Origin of the sequence: Flavobacterium sp. (assembly GCF_046296355.1) — a bacterium.
In the GTDB taxonomy this organism is placed as follows: domain Bacteria; phylum Bacteroidota; class Bacteroidia; order Flavobacteriales; family Flavobacteriaceae; genus Flavobacterium.
In genome coordinates this window covers 42,540-63,010 of sequence record NZ_JBKBLM010000014.1, presented here as the reverse complement: position 1 = coordinate 63,010, position 20,471 = coordinate 42,540, and the positions used below count along the sequence as shown (strand labels likewise).

The 20,471-nt window shown below is 36.8% G+C and carries 27 protein-coding genes; 19 read left to right on the top strand and 8 right to left on the bottom strand.

The window, feature by feature from the left end; genetic code table 11:
- The 8 genes from ACK4HO_RS07630 to ACK4HO_RS07595 all read left to right on the top strand — a co-directional run.
- On the top strand, window positions 1-744 hold a 744-nt coding region (locus ACK4HO_RS07630; RefSeq protein ID WP_409664555.1), incomplete at its 5' end, for a pyridoxal-phosphate dependent enzyme.
- Between the two features lie 2 nt (window positions 745-746).
- Window positions 747-1,508, top strand: a complete 762-nt coding sequence (gene trpA, locus ACK4HO_RS07625; RefSeq protein WP_409664553.1) for a tryptophan synthase subunit alpha — start codon at window positions 747-749, stop codon at window positions 1,506-1,508.
- 198 nt (window positions 1,509-1,706) lie between these two features.
- A complete protein-coding gene (locus ACK4HO_RS07620) occupies window positions 1,707-2,054 on the top strand; it encodes a hypothetical protein (protein ID WP_409664551.1) in 348 nt (115 codons plus the stop codon).
- A 199-nt stretch (window positions 2,055-2,253) separates the two neighbouring features.
- The gene (locus tag ACK4HO_RS07615; protein ID WP_409664550.1) at window positions 2,254-2,550 is read left to right on the top strand and encodes a nucleotidyltransferase family protein; all 297 of its coding nucleotides are present in this window, start codon (window positions 2,254-2,256) and stop codon (window positions 2,548-2,550) included.
- Window positions 2,543-2,881 carry a DUF86 domain-containing protein gene (locus ACK4HO_RS07610; protein ID WP_409664548.1) on the top strand — a complete coding sequence of 113 codons (339 nt, stop codon included), beginning with the start codon at window positions 2,543-2,545 and terminating at the stop codon, window positions 2,879-2,881. The genes ACK4HO_RS07615 and ACK4HO_RS07610 overlap by 8 nt, the downstream gene beginning before the upstream one ends.
- Before the next feature lie 606 nt (window positions 2,882-3,487).
- On the top strand, window positions 3,488-3,979 hold the full coding sequence (locus tag ACK4HO_RS07605) for a phosphoribosylaminoimidazolesuccinocarboxamide synthase (RefSeq protein ID WP_409664546.1): 492 nt from the start codon (window positions 3,488-3,490) through the stop codon (window positions 3,977-3,979).
- A gap of 202 nt (window positions 3,980-4,181) precedes the next feature.
- On the top strand, window positions 4,182-4,706 hold the full coding sequence (locus ACK4HO_RS07600; RefSeq protein WP_409664544.1) for a hypothetical protein: 525 nt from the start codon (window positions 4,182-4,184) through the stop codon (window positions 4,704-4,706).
- 95 nt (window positions 4,707-4,801) lie between these two features.
- Entirely contained in the window at window positions 4,802-5,503 is a 702-nt protein-coding gene (locus tag ACK4HO_RS07595) for a VIT family protein (protein WP_409664542.1), read from the top strand.
- Window positions 5,504-5,536: 33 nt separating this feature from the next.
- Here the strand turns inward: ACK4HO_RS07595 and yaaA are convergent, their stop codons facing one another.
- Window positions 5,537-6,295, bottom strand: a complete 759-nt coding sequence (gene yaaA / locus ACK4HO_RS07590) for a peroxide stress protein YaaA (RefSeq protein ID WP_409664540.1) — start codon at window positions 6,293-6,295, stop codon at window positions 5,537-5,539.
- 225 nt (window positions 6,296-6,520) lie between these two features.
- Between yaaA and ACK4HO_RS07585 the strand changes: the two genes are divergently transcribed.
- The 4 genes from ACK4HO_RS07585 to ACK4HO_RS07570 all read left to right on the top strand — a co-directional run bounded on the left by ACK4HO_RS07585 (window position 6,521) and on the right by ACK4HO_RS07570 (window position 9,170).
- On the top strand, window positions 6,521-6,976 hold the full coding sequence (locus ACK4HO_RS07585; protein WP_409664538.1) for a hypothetical protein: 456 nt from the start codon (window positions 6,521-6,523) through the stop codon (window positions 6,974-6,976).
- 90 nt (window positions 6,977-7,066) lie between these two features.
- Entirely contained in the window at window positions 7,067-8,044 is a 978-nt protein-coding gene (locus ACK4HO_RS07580) for a YitT family protein (RefSeq protein ID WP_409664536.1), read from the top strand.
- Between the two features lie 40 nt (window positions 8,045-8,084).
- Complete coding sequence (locus tag ACK4HO_RS07575) at window positions 8,085-8,537, top strand: META domain-containing protein (protein WP_409664534.1); 453 nt, start codon at window positions 8,085-8,087, stop codon at window positions 8,535-8,537.
- A gap of 3 nt (window positions 8,538-8,540) precedes the next feature.
- Window positions 8,541-9,170 (top strand): Pr6Pr family membrane protein, encoded by a 630-nt coding sequence (locus ACK4HO_RS07570; RefSeq protein ID WP_409664532.1) that lies wholly within the window; start codon window positions 8,541-8,543, stop codon window positions 9,168-9,170.
- Here ACK4HO_RS07570 and ACK4HO_RS07565 read toward each other — a convergent pair.
- On the bottom strand, window positions 9,167-10,414 hold the full coding sequence (locus tag ACK4HO_RS07565) for a YncE family protein (protein ID WP_409664530.1): 1,248 nt from the start codon (window positions 10,412-10,414) through the stop codon (window positions 9,167-9,169). The genes ACK4HO_RS07570 and ACK4HO_RS07565 overlap by 4 nt on opposite strands.
- Before the next feature lie 108 nt (window positions 10,415-10,522).
- Here ACK4HO_RS07565 and trhA point away from each other — a divergent pair, with 108 nt between their 5' ends.
- The 3 genes from trhA to ACK4HO_RS07550 all read left to right on the top strand — a co-directional run bounded on the left by trhA (window position 10,523) and on the right by ACK4HO_RS07550 (window position 11,872).
- Window positions 10,523-11,155 carry a PAQR family membrane homeostasis protein TrhA gene (gene trhA / locus ACK4HO_RS07560; RefSeq protein ID WP_409664528.1) on the top strand — a complete coding sequence of 211 codons (633 nt, stop codon included), beginning with the start codon at window positions 10,523-10,525 and terminating at the stop codon, window positions 11,153-11,155.
- A 75-nt stretch (window positions 11,156-11,230) separates the two neighbouring features.
- Window positions 11,231-11,398, top strand: coding sequence for a hypothetical protein (locus ACK4HO_RS07555; protein WP_409664526.1), 168 nt, complete (start codon window positions 11,231-11,233; stop codon window positions 11,396-11,398).
- 84 nt (window positions 11,399-11,482) lie between these two features.
- Window positions 11,483-11,872 (top strand): DUF1398 domain-containing protein, encoded by a 390-nt coding sequence (locus ACK4HO_RS07550; protein ID WP_409664525.1) that lies wholly within the window; start codon window positions 11,483-11,485, stop codon window positions 11,870-11,872.
- A 52-nt stretch (window positions 11,873-11,924) separates the two neighbouring features.
- On the opposite strand, the gene ACK4HO_RS07545 is transcribed toward ACK4HO_RS07550, so the two are convergent.
- Window positions 11,925-12,983 carry an NAD(P)-dependent alcohol dehydrogenase gene (locus tag ACK4HO_RS07545; RefSeq protein ID WP_409664523.1) on the bottom strand — a complete coding sequence of 353 codons (1,059 nt, stop codon included), beginning with the start codon at window positions 12,981-12,983 and terminating at the stop codon, window positions 11,925-11,927.
- Window positions 12,984-13,123: 140 nt separating this feature from the next.
- On the opposite strand from ACK4HO_RS07545, the gene ACK4HO_RS07540 reads away from it, so the two are divergent.
- Window positions 13,124-13,522 (top strand): FKBP-type peptidyl-prolyl cis-trans isomerase, encoded by a 399-nt coding sequence (locus ACK4HO_RS07540; RefSeq protein WP_409664522.1) that lies wholly within the window; start codon window positions 13,124-13,126, stop codon window positions 13,520-13,522.
- A gap of 19 nt (window positions 13,523-13,541) precedes the next feature.
- Here ACK4HO_RS07540 and ACK4HO_RS07535 read toward each other — a convergent pair whose 3' ends face one another.
- Window positions 13,542-14,306, bottom strand: a complete 765-nt coding sequence (locus ACK4HO_RS07535) for an oxygenase MpaB family protein (protein WP_409664520.1) — start codon at window positions 14,304-14,306, stop codon at window positions 13,542-13,544.
- A 121-nt stretch (window positions 14,307-14,427) separates the two neighbouring features.
- Between ACK4HO_RS07535 and ACK4HO_RS07530 the strand changes: the two genes are divergently transcribed.
- From ACK4HO_RS07530 to ACK4HO_RS07520, 3 genes are all read left to right on the top strand, one after another.
- The gene (locus tag ACK4HO_RS07530) at window positions 14,428-14,763 is read left to right on the top strand and encodes a potassium transporter KefB (RefSeq protein ID WP_409664518.1); all 336 of its coding nucleotides are present in this window, start codon (window positions 14,428-14,430) and stop codon (window positions 14,761-14,763) included.
- Between the two features lie 58 nt (window positions 14,764-14,821).
- Entirely contained in the window at window positions 14,822-16,249 is a 1,428-nt protein-coding gene (locus ACK4HO_RS07525; protein ID WP_409664516.1) for an L-serine ammonia-lyase, read from the top strand.
- An 85-nt stretch (window positions 16,250-16,334) separates the two neighbouring features.
- A complete protein-coding gene (locus ACK4HO_RS07520) occupies window positions 16,335-16,721 on the top strand; it encodes a response regulator (protein ID WP_409664515.1) in 387 nt (128 codons plus the stop codon).
- A gap of 24 nt (window positions 16,722-16,745) precedes the next feature.
- Here ACK4HO_RS07520 and ACK4HO_RS07515 read toward each other — a convergent pair whose 3' ends face one another.
- From ACK4HO_RS07515 to ACK4HO_RS07500, 4 genes are read right to left on the bottom strand one after another with little or no spacing between them, the layout of a single operon-like run.
- Window positions 16,746-17,798 (bottom strand): porin, encoded by a 1,053-nt coding sequence (locus ACK4HO_RS07515; RefSeq protein WP_409664513.1) that lies wholly within the window; start codon window positions 17,796-17,798, stop codon window positions 16,746-16,748.
- A complete protein-coding gene (locus ACK4HO_RS07510) occupies window positions 17,798-18,229 on the bottom strand; it encodes a nuclear transport factor 2 family protein (RefSeq protein ID WP_409664512.1) in 432 nt (143 codons plus the stop codon). Before ACK4HO_RS07510 ends, ACK4HO_RS07515 begins: the two co-directional genes overlap by 1 nt.
- A gap of 2 nt (window positions 18,230-18,231) precedes the next feature.
- Entirely contained in the window at window positions 18,232-19,536 is a 1,305-nt protein-coding gene (locus tag ACK4HO_RS07505; RefSeq protein ID WP_409664510.1) for an ABC transporter permease, read from the bottom strand.
- Entirely contained in the window at window positions 19,536-20,459 is a 924-nt protein-coding gene (locus tag ACK4HO_RS07500) for an ABC transporter ATP-binding protein (protein WP_409664508.1), read from the bottom strand. The genes ACK4HO_RS07505 and ACK4HO_RS07500 overlap by 1 nt, the downstream gene beginning before the upstream one ends.
- Window positions 20,460-20,471: the final 12 nt, after the last annotated feature.

Below are 20,471 nucleotides of genomic sequence, written 5' to 3'. Positions count from 1 at the left end.
AATGTGGCGCGAATGAAAATGCTCGGTGCCGAAGTTCGTCCGGCAACTTCAGGCTCAAAAACCTTGAAAGACGCTACAAACGAAGCGATTCGTGATTGGATTAGCAATCCCGAAGACACGTTTTACATCATTGGTTCTGTTGTTGGTCCGCATCCTTATCCCGACATGGTGGCGCGGTTTCAAAGTGTGATTTCTGAAGAAATTAAAAGTCAGTTACTCGAAAAAGAAAACCGTGAAAATCCCGACTACATGATTGCTTGTGTTGGCGGCGGAAGCAATGCTGCCGGTGCTTTCTATCATTTTTTGGACGAAGAAAAGGTAAAACTGATTGCCGTGGAAGCGGCCGGAAAAGGAATTGATTCGGGCGAAAGTGCGGCAACTTCTGTTTTGGGTAAGATTGGTATTATTCACGGAAGCAAGACACTTTTAATGCAAACGAATGACGGTCAGATCACAGAACCTTATTCGATTTCTGCAGGGTTGGATTATCCCGGTGTTGGACCAATGCACGCTAATTTGTACCAAACCCAAAGAGCTGAATTCATTGCCATAACTGATGATGATGCGATGCAATCGGGAATCGAATTGGCCCAAACCGAAGGCATCATTCCGGCAATAGAAACCGCTCATGCCTTTGCGGTTTTGAAGCACAAAAAGTTCCTCCCAAGTGACATTGTAGTCATTAATTTATCCGGTCGAGGTGACAAAGATTTGAATACTTATATTAACTATTTTAAGCTGTAATCATGAATCGAATTCAACATAAATTATCTGACAATAAAAAAATACTATCTATTTATTTTACAGCAGGTTTTCCTAACTTAAACGATACTAAAAGTTTAATAGAGAATTTAGCTCAAAATGGTGTCGATATGATAGAAATCGGATTGCCTTTTAGCGATCCTTTAGCCGATGGTCCAACCATACAATCAAGCTCAACGCAAGCGCTGAAAAACGGCATGACTACCGATATTCTTTTCATTCAATTAAAAGACATTCGAAGCACTGTTGACATTCCATTAATCATCATGGGCTATTTTAATCCGATGCTACAGTTTGGAATAGAAAACTTTTTGCAAAAATGCCAAGAAACCGGTATTGACGGCTTAATTATCCCTGATTTACCGCTGGAAATCTACTTGTCTGAATACAAAGAACTATTTGAAAACTATGGCATTGCGATGATTTTCTTAATTACGCCGCAGACTTCTGAGGAAAGGATTCGCTTAATTGACGCCAATTCCAATGCGTTTATTTATATGGTTAGCAGCGCAAGTGTTACGGGAAGCAGAGACAGTTTTGATGACATTCAGTTGGGTTATTTTGAAAGAATTGCGGCTATGAATTTGAAAAATCCGCAAATAATCGGATTCGGAATTAGCAATAAAAGAACGTTTGAGCAAGCAGTAAAACACCAAAAAGGGGCCATTATCGGCAGTAGTTTTATACAATTTATTTCGAAAAACGGAACAGATAATATTCGAAATTTTATCCGAAATATACTTTAAATAATTATACCTATACAACTGAAAAACAATTTTTTAAATAATCAATATAGATTTTACCTATAGTGGCTTATTTAAGGCTGTTTTTGGTGTGTTTTTAAAGCTAATCACTTAGTTATTAACAATTTGCATTGTTTCTGAAAACAATTTCCTAAATTTGGTTTAACACTGTCGAAAACAACTAACTAAAATTAAACAATCATGGGACTTTTTAACAAGCACGAGAAAAAGGTTATTGCAGAACTTTGCAAGAAGAGTGAAGATATAAGCAATGACATCAGCAAAGAGATTCATGAACTTCTTGATGATTTAAAAACGGATTATGAAGAAAACAAAGTAGTCCTAAAAGAGTTTAATGATTTTGTAAGCGAACTCGAGGCCAAACTTTCTCCTCAAGATTTGGAAAAACTACATTCCTTCTCTTCTCGCCTCTACAAAGTAAAGCGCTGTGCCAAAAAAGGCGTGGAAGCCATGCGTGAATTGGCTCGCGACCAAAAGAAAGCCACCAACGAAACTATCCGAGAATACCAGGAATATCTTTACGCTTAAACTATCTTGTGAAAACCACTGTATTTCAATTGCTCAGATTAGAGTCAAAAGTACATCCCAACATCGCAGTTTTTCAATCCGTGCTCAAAAAAACGTTAAGTAAAAATTTAATCTTGTTAAGTTAATTAGCTAGTTACCGCTAATTTTCTGCGACCTAGTTTCAAAAGATAAACTTTTGTATATTTGAAAAAAGTTTGAAATGACAACAAAAGAAAACATATTAAAAACGCTAAAATCTAATAAGACAAAGCTTTCAAAATTTGGTATTCGAAATGTTGGCTTATTTGGTTCCTACATACGTAATGAACAATCAAGCGAAAGTGATATTGATTTATTGATTGATTTTGAACCTGAAAAAGAAAACTTCGACAATTATATGGCTGTTTATGATTTATTTGAAAAAATTTTCAAAAACGAAAAAATTGAAGTTGTCACCAAGAACGGTTTGAGTCCCTATATTGGTCCGAAAATCTTAAATGAAGTTCAATATGTCTAAAGAACCAAAAGAATATCTTAGACATATCCACGACGAATGCTTATACATTATTTCTGTTAGTGAAAACTTATTGTTTGAAGATTTCATAAAAGATGAAACTCTGAAAAGAGCCGTTGTAAGAAGTTTGGAAATTATAGGAGAAGCTACAAAGAAAATTCCGGTTGACTTCAAAGTAAAATGGAAGACTATTCAATGGAAAAATATGGCCGGAATGCGTGACAGATTAATTCATGATTATATCGGAGTTAATTACGCAATTGTTTGGGATGTTATGAAAAATAAAATCCCAGATATGAATAAGCAAATTTCTGAATTTATAAAAGGAGAATAAAAACACCAACAGCACATATTTACAATCCGTGCTGTTAATATCATAACTATACCTATCAGTTCGAATGTCCAAATGCATTTAGGATATATCAAGAACCTTTTCCCTTTTCCCTTTTCCCTAATCCCTTGTTTCATCCTGAGCTTGTCGAAAGACCTTTTCCCTTATATGGTATATCCATCTATCCGTTTTACACCATTGTGCATACTTTTCGTTCTCGACAAACATGCACTCGATTTGTGTGCATACTTTTTGGTTTTGAAAAACATGCACTCAAATTGGTTGCATACTTTTTAGTTTTGAAAAACATGCACTCAAATTGGTTGCATACTTTTCGGATTTGAAAATTATGCACTCAATTCCCTTATCCCTTATCCCTTTCCCTTATCCCTTACCCCCTTTCCCTTTTGTCATCCTGAACTTGTCGAAGTGCCTTAAATCCCCTTTTGTAAGTAATTTATGTTGATAACTTAAGGTAAAATCCCTATTGACGGGGATTGTATGGCGGGGAAAGATTTTGTAAGTTTGGGAGATAAGAAACTAGCTAGTAGAATGGGTTTGATTTAGGTTATACTAATCGATTAGTTAGCCATCATTATTAACAACATTATGCAAAACGAGAACACATTTAAAACGAAAACCGGATATTGTCATATTTTGCCAAACAAGATTATTTTGACAAGAGATGGAATAATTGGAAATGTCTCAAAAGTTGTTGTTGGAAATGGAATCTCAAGAATCCTAATTATTTATTCAGCATTTGCAGTTTTCTTATTCTATTATTCTTTCAAAGCGTATCAAGAAGAAAAAATTGTTACTGCATTATTTTATAGTTTATTTGCTGGCTTTCTATTCTATAAAGTCAAGCAAAGCATGAACTATTCGGCAACTTCCATTATTGAGAGAAATAAAATTAAAGAAGTAAAATTCATTGATGCAAAATATGGCGCAACACGTTCAAGATTTGAAGTACTTTTCGAAGACGAAAAAGGAAAACTAAAAACTCGATTAATTATGCTTCCAGGTTCTTTGAGTGATGGAGAAAATGAAACTAAAAAAGCTTTGGAGATTCTGAAAAGTGAAAAGATTGCGTGGAAGTGAGAATAACGTTGGCTAACAGCAGTTTGTAACAACTGCGCGCTTGGGCTTGTCCCGAATTTTCTCTGAAAATTCAAAAGGAAGTTTTATATTTGAAATCATCAGTAATAAATCATCGCAGCAGTTACAATCTGCGGTACGTTAGCTGTGATTATGACGCCGCTCGTGAAAATAACATAGTGTATTCAATTTTAAACCATTTATTATGAGTAAAATAAAAATTATTTGTTTGCTGATATTGTCAACTTTAATATGCTTTAGCTTCAATACTCAAACGGATTGGTATGTTCTTGACTCAGCAAATTTTAAAATCTCTTTTCCTGAAAAGCCAATTGAAGAAAAAAAGATGATGCAGACTTTAGCTGGAGAAGTTGAGGCAAATACATTTACTTATAAAGCAAAAAGGCTTGATCAAAAAAATTTGAGATATTATTTTTCATACAATGAGCTCCCAAAAAAATCGTTGACAGAAGAAAAACCTTTGTTTGATGCTGCAATAGCCGGTTCAGTTAGAAATCATAAAGCAATTTTAATATCTGAAAAACCTATAACACTTGGAGCTTATTCCGGACGAGAAGTAAAAATGAGCTTAAACAATGACCAAATCATCGCAAACATGAAAATATATATAGTGAAAAATAAATATTGCGGTTTGATTGTATATTGTCCAAAAGAAAATGATAAAAATCCATACATCAACTACTTCTTCGATTCATTTGAAATAAAATAAACTCAAAAGCACCACTTTACAATCCGCAAAAATCAGTCTAATCTGTGTCATCCGTGGTCAAAAAAATCGTAACTTTATAACTAAATCCTAAGCTTATGATCACCATAGACAACTACATGGACAGCCATTACATCCACCGAAGCAATTGGTTAAGAGCCGCTGTTTTAGGTGCTAACGACGGCATCATTTCTATTTCCAGTTTGGCCATTGGCGTAGCGGCTGCCAGTGCCACCAGAGAACCTATTGTTTTAGCCACCGTTGCCGGTCTTGTTGCCGGTGCTTTGTCTATGGCAGCCGGAGAGTATGTCTCGGTAAGTTCCCAAACCGATACCGAAAAAGCAGACATTGAAAGAGAAATTAAAGAACTCCGGGAAATGCCCGAAGAAGAGCTCAACATTTTGGCCCAAATCTATGAGAAGCGAGGTCTAAAAAAAGAAACCGCTAGGCAAGTGGCCATCGAACTAACCGAAAAAGACGCATTAGGCGCTCACATTAGAGACGAGTTGGGGATTAATGAAATTAGTCAGGCCAACCCTATTCAGGCTGCCTTAGCCTCGGGTGCCGCGTTTACTGTTGGTGGAGTATTACCGCTTTTGGTCATCCTCTTTGCTCCCGTACTCCAAATGGAATATTGGCTGTATGGTTTCACTACTATTTTCCTAATCATACTGGGAGCCACGGCTGCCAAAACCGGTGGTTCAAGCATTAAAAAAGCCATCTTGCGCATTACGATATGGGGAACCATTGCTATGGCGCTTTCAGCGTTGGTGGGGTATCTTTTTGGGGTAAGTGTTTAAATGTTTTTTGGAACGTGCTTCTAGTCCCGATAGCTATCGGGTAAAGACTAAAGTATTCCCTTTACTCAAATTCGCATCAAAAGCATACCCTTCGTAGTTGAATCCTTTTAAATCGTCAATGGTTTCTGCATTGGTATCTAAAATATAGCGCACCATCATGCCTCTCGCCTTTTTGGCAAAGAAACTAATCATCTTGAGTTTGCCGTCTTTGTAATCTTTGAATTCCGGTGTGATGACCGGCACTTTTAAAGTTTTGGTATCAACCGAACTGAAATATTCGTTGCTCGCCAAGTTGACAAACAATTCGCCTTTCTGCAATTCGCTGTTCAATTCTTTAGTAATGGTCTTTTTCCAAAACTCGTATAAGTTTTTGTTTTTACCGATAGGAATTGATGTGCCCATTTCCAATCGATAGGCCTGCATTAAATCCAGCGGTTTGAGCAAACCGTACAATCCTGACAAAATTCGGAGTTTGTCCTGCAAAACGGCTAATTTGTCTTCGGGTAAACTATAAACATCCAAACCAGTGTAAACATCACCATCAAAAGCATAAACCGCTTGTCTGGCATTTTCAGACGTAAACGGCGTATGCCATTCTTGGTTACGTTGCCAATTGAGTTCTGCCAATTTCTCCGAAATATCCATCAAAGCCGAAAGTTGTTTGGGCTTTTTCTTTTTTAATGTTTTTTGAATGGTTCCGGCTTGTTTCAAAAACTGCGGTTCGGTGCAAATAAGTGTAGGCACTTCTTTTTCAAAATTGAGCGACTTGGCCGGTGATATTACGATTTTCATGCTTTGGGTTTTATAGTGGTTCAAAAATACAAATTCGATATTGAAAAACCAGCTGTGATAAAATGATTTGTTTCGATACATCGATTGGTAAAATCGATGTATCAAATTTCAAATTTTGATTTAACTATTATCAAATCTTATAACTATTCTGCAAAATTTTATAACACCTCAACTACCTCATCGTCATAATTTTGTAACTGCTTATAACCCTTAAATCCTGTTTTTATGAGACTCTTTATTTTGTTTTGCAGTGCGTTGTTGATTGTTTCCTGTAAAAGTAAAAACCCAACGGTTGACAAAACCATTTCGGTAGTAAAACCTGAGGAAGTAGCGATGGTTAAAAAAAACAGGGCCGATGATTTGGGTAAAAGATTATTGGAAACTTGTAACACTTCCCGTTTCAAGGCTTTTAGCAGTGCTGAAGCCACCGATAAAGTGCGCCAAAATGCCACCAAAGAAAAAATCTCTACGGTTTGTAAAAAAATCAACCAAAGAAACGGAAGGTTTATTGGGCTGAACTTGATTGATATTACCTATAACAAAATCACCAATGAGCATATTTTTCATTACAATATCAATTACGAAAAGAAATATTTTAAGCGAGAATTGTTTGTAACGGTTAACGCTGAGAATAAAGTTTCTGCCCTATCTACTAAAGAAATTGAGCCAAAGCCGATGTGAAAACCAAGTTAAAACATTGGAGTTTCAGCAAATTGTTGTATATTGACCAAGTACTTATAATTAAATTACGAGCTCTTAAACAACAACCGTATGAATTCATTTTGGCAAAAAATCATCATCAATACCATTCTTAAAAAACCTAGAAAAAAATCCGGGAAAGAAAGAACATATACCAAATACGAACTCGCCAAAGGCTATCGAGAATTTATCATTTTGGCCAAACGCAACAGTAAAGATTTCGTTTTAATTACCCTGGGTATTTTTTCGGCTTCGTTTGGTTTTAAAGGATTTCTTTTGACGAATCACTTTATTGACGGCGGTGCTACGGGGATTTCGCTGCTTATCTCCATACTTACCGGAACGCCACTTTATCTTTTGATTATAGGCGTCAACCTTCCTTTTGTTATCATGGGTTATAATGTCATGGGGAAAGCTTTTGCTATTAAAACCGCTTTAGCCATTAGTGGTTTAGCCATTTGCTTGGCAACGGTTACTTTTCCGAATGTGACCAACGACAATTTATTGGTGGCGGTATTTGGCGGATTCTTTCTTGGAGCGGGAATCGGACTTTCGGTTAGAGGTGGCGCTGTAATAGACGGAACCGAAGTATTGGCCATTTACCTCAGTCGAAAATTCGGAACGACAATCGGAGACATCATTGTGGTGATTAATGTGATTATCTTCTCTGCAGCAGCCTATTTCCTTGGTATTGAAGTGGCACTATACTCTATGATAACCTATTTAGCCGCTTCTAAAACGCTCGATTTTATTATAGAAGGTATCGACGAATACATAGGGGTTACCATAATCTCTTCTAAAAACAATGAAATCAGACAGATGATTATTGACGTTATGGGCCGAGGCGTAACCGTTTACAGTGGCAAACGCGGCTATGGCAAACGTGGCGAAACCAAAGAAATTGACATTATTTATACGGTAATCACCCGTTTGGAACTTAACAAACTCAACACCGAAATAGAAAAAATAGAACCCGACGCTTTTGTAGTAATGAACAGCGTCAAAGACACCAAAGGCGGCATGATTAAAAAAAGACCCTTGAAACATTGATTCTTTTTTATTAAATTTGAGTGTTTTAACAATCTTTGATATGAAAAAGAACACGCTTTTATTACTCTCCTTTTTTTCAGTTTTAGTATCGGCTTGTTGTGCTACTAAAACTAATGATGTCAGCACTACTGACAGCAAAACTGCTTTTTATGACAATACTTGGGAACTCGAATATATTTCGGGACCACGAATTGCCTTTGACGGTTTATATCCCGAAAAGAAACCTTACATCATGTTCAAAGAAGCCGGAAGTCAATTCAGCGGCAACACAAGTTGCAATGGCTACAGTGGAAAATACACTAAGAAAGAAAACAACATTCAATTTGGCAACTCCATGAAAACCATGGCATTTTGCGAAGGCGGTGGCGAAGAAACTTTTCTGAAAATGCTGGGTAAAGTCAACCGATTTGCCTTTGACAGTGAAGGTAAATTGCTACTGCTTGCAGATGATATTCCGATGATGCGTTTCAAGAAAATTGCAAAGCCAAACTAATCGATGATTACGTCCGATACTTTAAAAGACAAACTCGTATTCATTGGTGGTGCATTAGGATGGTTTGCCATCGTCGTGCAATTTGTCTTATTGATGCAAAACCGAGTAGAATCATTAACCGAAACGACCATCCGCTTTTTTAGTTATTTCACCATACTAACCAATTGTTTGGTGGCTTTGTATTTTTCGGTTTTATGGTACAAAAAACCTCTTTCACTTCTTTCCCGTTTTGAAAAACCGGGTTTTTTAACCGCAACAACGCTTTATATTACAACTGTAGGGATTGTTTATCAATTGTTGTTGCGTGACATTTGGGAACCAACCGGCATGCAAAGAATCGTTGACGAGTTGCTACACTCCATTATTCCGACGTATGTTTTTGTCTTTTGGATTTGCTGTGAAAACAAAAAAGACGTTTCTTGGAGCGCTATTCCAAGTTGGTTACTTTATCCTTTATGCTATTTTATTTTCATTCTTTTGAGAGGCAATCTTTCAGGCTTTTATCCTTATCCTTTTGTTGATGTAACCGAATTGGGTTTAGAAAAAGTGCTGAACATCAGCGGGTTTTTATTTTTGGCATTTGCGATAGGTGCTATTGTTTTTGTCGGATTCGGAAAATCGATTAAAACCTAAAACTCCAAATAATACAAATCCGGATTTTTAACTTTATTCAAATCTAACACTCCGTTTTTGTCATAAGCTTTCCAAGGTGAATTGGCAAAGAAATAAAGTCTATTGCCAACGATTGTAGCCAATGCCGGTTCGTCAAATTCAGGTCGGTTGTTGTCTAAAATGCGGAAACTTTCGATTCCATTTTGCGCTTTATTTAAATTGAATTGCGTCAACCTTATTGGAGTAACGCCATTTTGCACTGCAATCAACTTATTATGGTAAAAAACCAATCCATCAATGCCTTTGCCAATGGTTCCTTCGGGAAGTGTTAACCATGTTTTAGAAAGCGTTTTTATTTCGACAACCGCAATTCCTTTTAAATAATCTGCAACGAAAAGTTTGTGCTCTTTTTCATTCATTGTTATGCCTTGCAAATTGAACGCTTCGTTTTCAAATGATACAAAAGGCTTCATCTCGTCGTTTTCAATTTTGTAAAGCATTGGCTTAGCACTGTCTGAAACATAAACCGTGTTGTTTTTGGTCACATAAATATCCCCGAAAACGTGATTACCTTCAATCGTAAAACGTTTTACAATTTGCTTGGTTTTGAGATTTATTTTCAGAATTTCGGCTTTGCCTTCAAGTGCTGCAGAAAAATTTTCCATTTCAGGCATAGCCGAAGTCGCTACCCATAAATATTCCTCTTTCGCATCGGCTTTAAGTGCAAAAACAGCCAACATATCATCAGTTTTAAGCCAATCGGTACAAACTCCGGTATTCTTATCAAAAGCAATAATTTTTCTTTGGTGAATACTTGAGGCCAACCATATTTTGGTTTTCGACAAATAAACCAAACCTTCCGGATGCAAGGCTTTTTCGGATAACGTGGCTACCTTTTTAGAATTTGCTATCAAAATACTCTGAGTGGCTTTGAGTTCCAAAATCGCTTTGAAACCTTCAGTGTTTTGGAGCGAATTGAAATCGGCGTCTTTTTCAAACTCGGTAGTGTTATTCATCAAAACCAATTTTTTTAAGACTGCTAAAGACTCATTAGCTTTATCATTCAGTGCATATGCGGAAGCCAAATTATACGTAAACGTTGGGTGAAAAGGTCGGATGCTGTCGAGTGTTTTGGTCAACTTTAAAAAAATAACATAGTCTTTCGCTTCATATGCTTTGATACTGTTGTTATACAATTCTCTTTGTGACTGAGCCGAAACGAAAGTGCTGATTAGCATTAAAAATAATAGTAGATACTGTTTCATGATATAAATTTAAACGATAATCGTTTGACGCCAAAAAATACAATTTATTACAAGGTATGAAATTCAAACTTCCTTTTCACTATTTTTACGCAACACATTATCACTCCAATGAAACACCGTGAACAAACCCGCAACGAAGAACTGGCCAATGCCATTTCACATGGTTTGGGTGTGCTGTTTTGTATTATCGCTATGCCTATCGTTTTGGCTATAACATATGATAACAACGACTTAACTACTTTTTATTCGGTTGCAGCTTTTGCGATTGGGATGTTTTTAGTTTACAGTTGTTCTACTTTTTATCATTTTGTTCAAAAGAAAAAATCGAAGAACTTGCTCAAAATAGCTGACCACATTAGTATTTATTTTCTAATCGCCGGCACTTACACGCCATTGATGATTAAATACCTGCCATCGGAAACTGCTTTTGTTTTTCTAACCACGATGTGGACAGTGGTTTTCTTGGGGATGTTTTTCAAAATATTTTTTATCAATCGGTTTGAATGGCTCTCTGTAGTCCTTTATTTGGTCATGGGCTGGATGATTGTATTTGTCATAAAACCGTTAACCGATACAGTTCCTTTGGAGATATTTTGGTGGATATTGGCGGGTGGTTTGAGTTATACTATTGGGGTGTATTTTTATGTCAAAAGTTATAAATATTACTATCATACCATTTGGCATATCTTTGTTTTATTGGGAACATTGCTTCATTTTTTGGCGATATATAAAAGTCTTTAGCTCTTTAACAATTTAATAATAACAAAACACCCCAAATTCCTCATTTTTTTTTACCTTTATGTAAAACGTAAAATCATGGAAATCAATTGGAAAATAATCGCTGTAGTAGCCGTCATTGCCATTGTTTTGGTGGCTTATTTGATTTATAAAAACCAAAAAGACCAGGATAAGGTTGTTAAATATTTCAATACTGACACCTCTGAATTGACCGAAGAAGAAGATGAGTTGAACAACTTGAGATAAACCATTACGAACGGCAGTTAATCTTCTCTCCTATTTTTGGGATGGTATTTTTTTGTATTTTAGCTTAAGTCTAAAATCAAAGCAATGTTTACAATAGAACAAATCAAAACAGCACATTCAAAAGTAAAATCGGGAGCAGATTTTCCTAATTATATCCAAGAGATTATTCAGCTTGGAGTAACCTCTTATGAGGCATTTGTTGCAGACGGTCATACTGATTATTTTGGCAAGGCTGATTATAAAACCACTTCACCAGCCAAATATGATTTTTTAGCCATTGCCGAAAAAAGCAATATCGAGCAATTCAAAGGCGACCTAAAATCACACCAACAAGGAAAAACTGATTATATGACTTTCTGTAGTGACTGTGCAAAATCCGGTGTTGAGAAATGGATTGTTTGTATGGAAAAAATGACTTGTACTTATTTTGACAAAGCCGGTAATGAAATGCTTGAGGAAATAATTCCCAGTTAAAACAAAAAAAGCAACTTAATAGTTGCTTTTTTTATACCATAACTATTTTAAACTATCCTTTTAGAGAAGCCATATCAATTACGAATCGGTAACGCACATCGCTTTTCAGCATTCGTTCATAAGCATCGTTAATGTCTTGCATTTTGATAAGTTCTATTTCAGAAACAATATTGTGCTTACCACAGAAATCAAGCATTTCCTGAGTTTCAGCGATGCCTCCAATTAAAGAAGCCGTTACAGATCTTCTTCCCATAATCAGAGGAACCGTATTCAGTATAGGTTCTAATCCTCCCAAGTAACCAACAATCACCAAAGTGCCGCTTATGGCTAAAGTCCCAACATACGGATTAACATCGTGTACGTAAGGAACGGTGTCAATAATCACATCAAATTTCCCGGTAACGGAAGCCATTTGAGCTTCATCGGTTGAAATAATTATTGCATCGGCACCTAAGCCTAACGCATCCTTTTCTTTGCCAGGAGTTCTGGAGAAAAGTGTTACTTCTGCTCCTAAGCCTTTGGCCAATTTAATCGCCATGTGTCCTAATCCTCCCAGACCTACAACACCAACTTTAGTTCCTTTGCCTACATTCCAATGACGTAACGGAGACCAAGTTGTGATGCCTGCACAAAGTAATGGCGCTACAGCTGCTAAATTTAAATTAGCCGGTACTGTCAAAACGAAGTTTTCATCGACTACTATTTTTTGAGAATACCCACCATGCGTCGGTTGGTCCAAATGTTTGTCATAACCGCCATAAGTACCGACCCATCCATTTAAGCAGTATTGTTCTAAATCTTTTTCGCAACTACTGCAAGTGCGGCAAGAATCAACTAAGCAACCCACCGCGGCAAAATCGCCTACTTTTAATTTAGTCACTCCACTCCCAACTCTGGTTACTTTGCCAACAATTTCGTGACCCGGAACAACCGGATAAGTGGTCATTCCCCAATCGTTTCTGGCAAAGTGCAAGTCGGAGTGACAAACGCCACAATACATAATCTCAATTTCGATATCATTTGCTAAAACGTCTCTGCGTTCGATATTCATTTCGGCCAAAGCTGCATCGGGTGCACCTGTGCCATAAGCTTTTACATTTGTTGTTGCCATATTATAATGATTTATTTTGTTGTAAATTAATCTTTTAAAGATAAGAATATTTAGTCAATTGCTATTCATAAATAAAATATAAAGAATAACCGTATTACAGTTTCTGAAATCTTTTTAAATTAGTTTATCAAATAAACCAAATGAAAAAAATTTACTTTCTAACTGCTGCTGTTTTGCTGATTAGTTGTGCTGCAACATATACTGAAACCCAATCAGGTTTAAAATATAAGATTTTAGAAAAAGGGGTTGGACCAAAAGCCAAAGTTGGTGATGAAATCCTTCTATACGAAACAACGAGTTACCGTAACGGAACAGTACTGTATTCCAATTATAATTCCACTTCTCCTGTAAAAGTTTTGATTGGCGGCAATCAGGCTACACATGCGGTTGACGAAGGTTTGAGAGGCATGCGTGTTGGGGAAGTACGCGAACTGATTGCTTCGTCCCATTTAGTAAAAAGAAAAAGTTATCCACCTAACGTTTCCCCTGATTCTACTTTGGTTATCAAAATCAAATTGGATAAGATTCTTTCCAAATAAAAGATGCTGAAATTTACTTTTAGCCCTTATAAACATCCAACTCATTGATTTGAGCTTTGTAGTCTGTAGGCAGCAATATGCTTTTAAGTAGCCAATCCATTTTTACCTGTCGGCTGAATTTGTAAATGGGTACCACAATGGTTAGCCATGACAAACGGGTGAATTGTAACAAGGTTTTGACCCTATTCGGACACACCAATTTTTGACCTTCTATCAATACCATAAAACGCAAGGCACCGAGGTGTTTTTTATATTGTTTAAAAAGATCCGCAGTATACTCGCTTTTCTGCAAATCGTTTATCAAATGGGCTTCTCTTACTGGTAACCACTCTATATAATTTTGGGGCAAATCTTTTAATCCCATCCTATCGCCTACACGATAAAAGACATTATAAACTTCTTCTTTTTCAGCCTCGGTTAATTTTTCTTCTAACAGTTCATAAGCCGATATCGAATAGTGAATCAGCATAAACAACACGTCACGATAAGCCCAATCCGGAATGACCGCACCACGATTTTCTTCTACAGTACTGTGTATTTTTCGCATGGTATCAATAGCCTTATTGGCTTCCGCTTTTGGAGCAAATACTATCATTCGAGCATACCTCACAGTAGAAAACAACCGTCCTAATGGATCTGAGGGTAACTTGCCTGTAAAGTAAAGCCAATCCACAGCCTTATTCAAAGCAAACTCTGCGGCAGCACCGGCAAAAATGAATAATATCGTATCGCTTTTGCCCCAAATTTTTCTAACTATTGAGTGTTGTGCTACAAAAAATTCCATACCCTTTAAATATTTTGGGCTAAATTATAAAAAATAATTAATTAAAAGTACTTTGTATTTCAAAGTTAATTATATTTGTCAAAAAGAGTTGAACCCTTTCTATACTTTAAATTAAATTATCATGATACAGACAAATAATTTAACAAACAACATCAACAAAACTTCATTAATCAAACCCATGATTATTGGTGCAGGAATTGCTTTCGCATTAATTTCTCTTTTCCTTTTTCCTATCCAAGATCCTGATGCGGAATGGGGAAAATTCTGGATGGTTAAACCTTTCATTCTTGTCACCTTAGCCGGCGCAGTCGGTGGTGCTATTTTCCACTTTATTGCTAAAATGGGTCCACAAAATGGTTCAAAAAAAACAATGGCCGTTATTTCGAGTATACTTATTTACATTATCGGACTTTGGATAGGCACCGTTTTGGGATTAGACGGTACCCTTTGGGATTAAGACTCCTTTCAGAATCCACAATTCTTACCTATATTTGCCCAACTAAATCGATATAGTAATGGAAGAATGCATTTCGGTATTTGATATGCTAAAAATTGGTGTCGGACCATCCAGTTCACACACGCTTGGACCATGGCGCGCTGCCGAACGTTTTTTAAACGAATTAAAAGACGAGAATCAGCTAGAAAAAGTAACGCACGTAAAAGTAGATTTATACGGTTCATTATCGCTTACCGGAAAAGGTCACGCTACTGATTATGCAGTTATGCTCGGACTTAGTGGTCAAGATCCTGAATATATTCCGGTACAAAATATTGATAGTATCATTCAAGCCATTGCTAAAACGCACCAAATTAATTTGGCTAACGAGTTAGCAATTGACTTCAATCCCGAAACTGATATTGTTTTCAACAAAAACTTCCTTCCGTTTCATGCCAATGGAATGACCTTTACTGCAACCACTAATGATGGTCAGGAAATCATTTCAACTTTCTACTCCATCGGTGGCGGATTTGTGGTGAAAGAAGAAAGAATTAATGCCAAAAAGAAACACCAAATCAAATGTGCATTTCCTTTTCCCATTCAAAATGCGGAAGAGTTACTCCAATATAGTATTAAAGAAGAGAAACTGATTTCAGAGATTGTCTATGCCAATGAAATCTCCATGCGTCCCGAAGCTGAAGTGCATAGCGAACTGATGCGCATTTGGAATACCATGTTAGAATGCATGTATATCGGTTGTCATTCCGAAGGTATTTTACCCGGAGGTTTAAATGTTCGGCGTCGTGCTTTTGATATGCACCAAGGTTTGATTGGTTTGTCCAATTACAATTCGCCACAAGAATGGCTCGAATGCATTCGAAAAACAGAAGTTAAATTTCGACAAATCCTAAAATGGGTTAGTTGTTTTGCTTTGGCCGTAAACGAAGTCAATGCTGCGTTGGGTCGTGTAGTAACCGCACCAACAAATGGTAGCGCAGGCGTAATTCCAGCCGTATTAATGTATTACATGGTCATCGAAAACCACGAAGCCGACGAAAAGCAAATCAAACAATTCTTAATGGTTGCCGGAGAAATTGGTAGTATCTTCAAAAAAGGTTCTACAATCTCAGCTGCAATGGGCGGTTGTCAAGCCGAGATTGGGGTTTCTTCAGCCATGGCGGCCGGAGCATTATGTGAAGTAATGGGTGGAACACCTGACCAAGTTTTAATGGCTGCTGAAATTGCTATGGAACATCATTTAGGTTTAACTTGTGACCCAATTGGTGGTTTGGTTCAAATTCCGTGTATAGAGCGCAATACTATGGGTGCTATTAAAGCTATAAATGCCGCCGAGCTTGCCATGGAAACCGATGCCAAAAATGCCAAAGTGCCTTTAGACAAAGTAATCGATACCATGTGGCAAACCGCTAAAGACATGAACTCCAAGTACAAAGAAACTTCTGAAGGCGGTTTAGCTGTTGCTGTGAATATGGCAGATTGTTAAATGAATGAATTATGCAATTTTCTCAAAGAATAGTATAAAGCTCTTTTAGTACTGTGTCGGTATCTTCGCTTATTCAAAAGATACCATGAAAAAATCCAAATACATATATTATCTTGACGTTGAAAATGAAGATTTATATTTCTTTAAACACGCTATAGAAGGTTTAGGGCATAAGATTTCCATTTTCAGAGATGGTCATAAAATGATGCAAGACTTAAGCAAATCGGAATCCAAACCTGACATTCTTTTTTTGGGCAGTAATATGCCTATTTTGAATGGCAGAGAACTCATTGTCATCCTTAAAAACTCCGTTCAATGGAATGACATTCCTGTAGTAATCATATCGGGCGCATTTCCAAAAAAACTCCAACGCCAATATCTGAATTCCGGGGTTAAACATATCATGAAACGAACGCATGTAGAAGATTATACGTCTACTTTTAAGGAAGTATTGGAGATGAAGTTTGCTTAACATTTCCGGATAACCCTAATAATCTCAAAATTCAAAAGACAAAGTCGTAATAATACAAAAGTTGTTATTTACTAAAGAAGTGTCATTTGCAAATATTTTTTCCTGGCTATTTAAATATTTCAGTTCGGTTCTGAATTTGACTTTGTCATTGATGAGATAATCCATATTCAATGACGTGCCAAAGGTTTTAAACTCATCATTCGCGGTGATCATTACATGGTCTTTATCTTGATAATATTCGGCTCTGAAAGCGGTTTGCCATTTGGGTGCCAAAGTATATTGTGCTACTAAAACCGGACTCATCCAATACAATTGCTTATCGCTGTTACTTTTATCTGTCTGGATTCCGGAATCAAAACCTAGTATGGTGCGCCATTTGGAATTCCATTTTTGGTCCCAATAAAGGTTACTGAAATAGCGCATGCCCCATTGGTTATTATACAATTCTTTCCCTACGAATGTACTCCAATTGAACATTGATTTGTCCGAAGGTTTAAAAACCACTTGCGAACCCAAAGCCGGTGCAACGTTTTTATCGGTTTTGCTGATGCGTTGCCAACCATTGGTTACCAATCCTGAAAATTGCCATCTGTCATTGGGCTTGTAAGTATATTTAACACCGGTCATAAAGTAAGGCGAATTCTCGGCCAACAAAGAACGAGTCAAAGTCAGATTTGAAGCAGAAGTGGCCGTTTCAAATCCGATATAACTTGGTAAAATCCCTAAATCAACTGTTGATTTTTTGGCTTTGTCAAGATACAAACCAACATAAGCTTCACTAATTATTTTAGTAGTTTCATTAGCATAATTATCCTCAACATAAGTTCCGGAATGCAATGCAATTGCAGCGTATGCATTGTCGTATTCAACTTTAGCCCTTAACAAACCAATGTTAAGATTGAACTCATTGTGTCGGTTGTAATTATACATAAACGGAAGTCTTGCTTGGGTGTCAGGGCGATTGAAATCATAGGCATAATAAGTTTCTAAATAACCCGAAAAGGATAATTTTAAGGCTTTGCTTTCTTGGGCAAAAGCTGTAAATCCCATGAATAAAATTATTATAAACTTGTTCATTACTTTCGGCGTGTGTCAATGAGGTGAACAATTTTCCAACCTGAAACATCTTTAAACAACGTAAACGCATTCACGCCTTTGTGGCTCAATTTGCCGTTGATGTAGAATTCATAAGGTGTCCAAGCGTGTGCCATAGTGCCATCGACTTGGATATTGTAGCTTAAAATTCTTTCTTCGAACTTCAATTCTGCCGGAATAGTGGCCATTGACAAAAGGAATTCTTTTGGAACTTCTTCGGAAAACTTATTGCCTTTCGGACTTTCGGTTATAGATTGTAAAATCAATTTCTCGCTGCAAGTCGATTTTATTTTTACCGTGTCTTTAGCATGAAAACCTTCGAAGAACGTTTCGATTGTTTTTTGCACTTCGGCATTTTGGGCTTGACCCGAAAAACCAAAAAACAACAAGAGTATCAAAGCAGTATTTTTCATCTTTAATATTTTGACCATTTGTAGAGTTCTTTCCAAGTCGGTTTTTTGCCATACATTAAAATTCCCACGCGATAGATTTTGGCTGCAAACCAAACGACCAATAAGAATGTAGCAAACAATAGTGCCAACGACACTCCAATTTGCCAAAGTGGTACGCCAAACGGAATCCGCATCATCATAACTATAGGCGAAGTCAAAGGAATCATTGAGAATACTGTTGCAACCGTTCCGTGTGGATCATTGATTACGGTAAAGAACCCTATGTAAACGCCTAAAACTAAAGGCATGATAATCGGTAATAAAAATTGTTGGGAATCAGTTTCGTTGTCGACAGCCGCGCCAATTGAAGCGTAAAACGAACTGTATAAAAAGTAACCGCCGATAAAATAAAATATAAATGAAATTAGAATTGTGGCTATCGGTAAGTTCCAAAGTTCTTTCATGTACATGGCCATTGAACCACCCATTTCTTGTTGGGCATTTTGCAAAGTTTGCGCGTCAACTCCGGAAGTGGCGCCCATTTGTATACCAAAAATAGAGGATAAAACAAACATCGCCGTCAATCCAAGTATTGCCCAAATCATAAACTGTAAAATTCCGGCTAATGACGTTCCGATGATTTTACCCATCATCAATTGGAATGGTTTTACCGAAGAAATAATGACTTCTATAATACGCGATACTTTTTCTTCGATTACGCTTCTCATCACCATATTGCCATAAATGATAATAAACATCATAATTAAATAACCGAAGGCACCGCCGATAGCGATTTTAATTTCATTTAACCCTTTTAAAGCCGTTTCTCCTGAAGCTTTGGACAAACTAATAGAAACATTGGCTTCGGATTTCGTAATGGCTAAAGTGTCTAAGCCTGATTTAATGAAGTTTTCTTGCGTTAGTTTTTGGCTAATAATTTCTTCCACATCTTCAATAAAGGAAACGCTTGGACTATCATTTGAGATGTATTGAATGCCTTTTTCCAAAGACTTGTTGTCAGTAGTTTTTGGAATGACTAATAAACCTTCGTAGCTTTCACTGACGATGCTGTCTTTTAAGATTTTGGTGTCTACTAAAGTCAAGTCAACATATTTGTATTCGTCATCGCTTTTGAATTCTTTGACAAACAAACCGCTTTCGTCGTGAATAGCAATGGTTTTCTTGTCTGCTTTCATGGTGCTCAAATAGCCTACGAAAACAGCAATTCCCACAAATAATAACGGACTTAAAAAAGTCATGACAATGAATGATTTGTTGCGCACTTTGGCTACAAATTCTCTTTTGATAATTAAATTAAGCTTACTCATTATTTATCGCTTACGGTTTTAATAAAGATATCATTCACACTTGGGATTTTTTCCATAAAATGGGTTACTTGTCCGCGTTGGACTAAAGTATGCAACAGCTCATTTGGCGTAGCATTTCCTAAGTTAATCTCCAACTTCAATTCGTCATTCAATGATTTGAAATCGGTTTGGGCCAAAGTGAATTTTTGCGACAAGTCATACATCAAACCTTCTATGTTATCCGATAGAATTCCCACTTCGTAGTTGTTGGTTCTGAATTGTTTTTTTACATCGGTCAATTTGCCTTCAATTAGTTTATTGGATTTGTGTATTAAGGCGATATAATCACACATTTCTTCCACACTTTCCATTCGGTGTGTAGAAAAAATCACGGATGTTCCTTGTTTGTTGAGTTCGATGATTTCGTCTTTAATCAAATTGGCATTTACCGGATCAAATCCTGAGAAAGGTTCATCCAAAATAAGCAACTTAGGTTTGTGTAAAACGGTGACTACGAATTGGACTTTTTGCGCCATTCCTTTAGACAATTCCTGCACTTTCTTGTTCCACCAACCTTGAATTTCCAAACGGTCAAACCAATAGTCTAATTCTCTTTTGGCTTCGGCTTTGGTCAATCCTTTTAATTGGGCCAAATACAAACACTGCTCACCTACTCTCATCGTTTTATACAAACCACGTTCTTCTGGCATATAACCTATGGAATGCACGTGAGAAGGATTTAATTTTTCCCCATCGAGAATGATTTCACCGCTATCGGGCATGGTGATTTGGTTGATGATGCGAATTAGGGAAGTTTTTCCGGCGCCATTCGGACCAAGAAGTCCGTAGATGCTGCCTTTTGGAACGGTTAAAGAAACTTCGTTGAGCGCGGTGTAATCACCGTATTGCTTTACGACTTTGTTTACTTCAAGTATATTGCTCATACTTATGTTTTG

Coding starts and splice junctions, on each gene's coding strand:
- trpA (WP_409664553.1), top strand. CDS start 747: ATGAATCGAATTCAACATAAATTATCTGACAATAAAAAAATACTATCT.
- ACK4HO_RS07620 (WP_409664551.1), top strand. CDS start 1,707: ATGGGACTTTTTAACAAGCACGAGAAAAAGGTTATTGCAGAACTTTGC.
- ACK4HO_RS07615 (WP_409664550.1), top strand. CDS start 2,254: ATGACAACAAAAGAAAACATATTAAAAACGCTAAAATCTAATAAGACA.
- ACK4HO_RS07610 (WP_409664548.1), top strand. CDS start 2,543: ATGTCTAAAGAACCAAAAGAATATCTTAGACATATCCACGACGAATGC.
- ACK4HO_RS07605 (WP_409664546.1), top strand. CDS start 3,488: ATGCAAAACGAGAACACATTTAAAACGAAAACCGGATATTGTCATATT.
- ACK4HO_RS07600 (WP_409664544.1), top strand. CDS start 4,182: ATGAGTAAAATAAAAATTATTTGTTTGCTGATATTGTCAACTTTAATA.
- ACK4HO_RS07595 (WP_409664542.1), top strand. CDS start 4,802: ATGATCACCATAGACAACTACATGGACAGCCATTACATCCACCGAAGC.
- yaaA (WP_409664540.1), bottom strand. CDS start 6,295: ATGAAAATCGTAATATCACCGGCCAAGTCGCTCAATTTTGAAAAAGAA.
- ACK4HO_RS07585 (WP_409664538.1), top strand. CDS start 6,521: ATGAGACTCTTTATTTTGTTTTGCAGTGCGTTGTTGATTGTTTCCTGT.
- ACK4HO_RS07580 (WP_409664536.1), top strand. CDS start 7,067: ATGAATTCATTTTGGCAAAAAATCATCATCAATACCATTCTTAAAAAA.
- ACK4HO_RS07575 (WP_409664534.1), top strand. CDS start 8,085: ATGAAAAAGAACACGCTTTTATTACTCTCCTTTTTTTCAGTTTTAGTA.
- ACK4HO_RS07570 (WP_409664532.1), top strand. CDS start 8,541: ATGATTACGTCCGATACTTTAAAAGACAAACTCGTATTCATTGGTGGT.
- ACK4HO_RS07565 (WP_409664530.1), bottom strand. CDS start 10,414: ATGAAACAGTATCTACTATTATTTTTAATGCTAATCAGCACTTTCGTT.
- trhA (WP_409664528.1), top strand. CDS start 10,523: ATGAAACACCGTGAACAAACCCGCAACGAAGAACTGGCCAATGCCATT.
- ACK4HO_RS07555 (WP_409664526.1), top strand. CDS start 11,231: ATGGAAATCAATTGGAAAATAATCGCTGTAGTAGCCGTCATTGCCATT.
- ACK4HO_RS07550 (WP_409664525.1), top strand. CDS start 11,483: ATGTTTACAATAGAACAAATCAAAACAGCACATTCAAAAGTAAAATCG.
- ACK4HO_RS07545 (WP_409664523.1), bottom strand. CDS start 12,983: ATGGCAACAACAAATGTAAAAGCTTATGGCACAGGTGCACCCGATGCA.
- ACK4HO_RS07540 (WP_409664522.1), top strand. CDS start 13,124: ATGAAAAAAATTTACTTTCTAACTGCTGCTGTTTTGCTGATTAGTTGT.
- ACK4HO_RS07535 (WP_409664520.1), bottom strand. CDS start 14,306: ATGGAATTTTTTGTAGCACAACACTCAATAGTTAGAAAAATTTGGGGC.
- ACK4HO_RS07530 (WP_409664518.1), top strand. CDS start 14,428: ATGATACAGACAAATAATTTAACAAACAACATCAACAAAACTTCATTA.
- ACK4HO_RS07525 (WP_409664516.1), top strand. CDS start 14,822: ATGGAAGAATGCATTTCGGTATTTGATATGCTAAAAATTGGTGTCGGA.
- ACK4HO_RS07520 (WP_409664515.1), top strand. CDS start 16,335: ATGAAAAAATCCAAATACATATATTATCTTGACGTTGAAAATGAAGAT.
- ACK4HO_RS07515 (WP_409664513.1), bottom strand. CDS start 17,798: ATGAACAAGTTTATAATAATTTTATTCATGGGATTTACAGCTTTTGCC.
- ACK4HO_RS07510 (WP_409664512.1), bottom strand. CDS start 18,229: ATGAAAAATACTGCTTTGATACTCTTGTTGTTTTTTGGTTTTTCGGGT.
- ACK4HO_RS07505 (WP_409664510.1), bottom strand. CDS start 19,536: ATGAGTAAGCTTAATTTAATTATCAAAAGAGAATTTGTAGCCAAAGTG.
- ACK4HO_RS07500 (WP_409664508.1), bottom strand. CDS start 20,459: ATGAGCAATATACTTGAAGTAAACAAAGTCGTAAAGCAATACGGTGAT.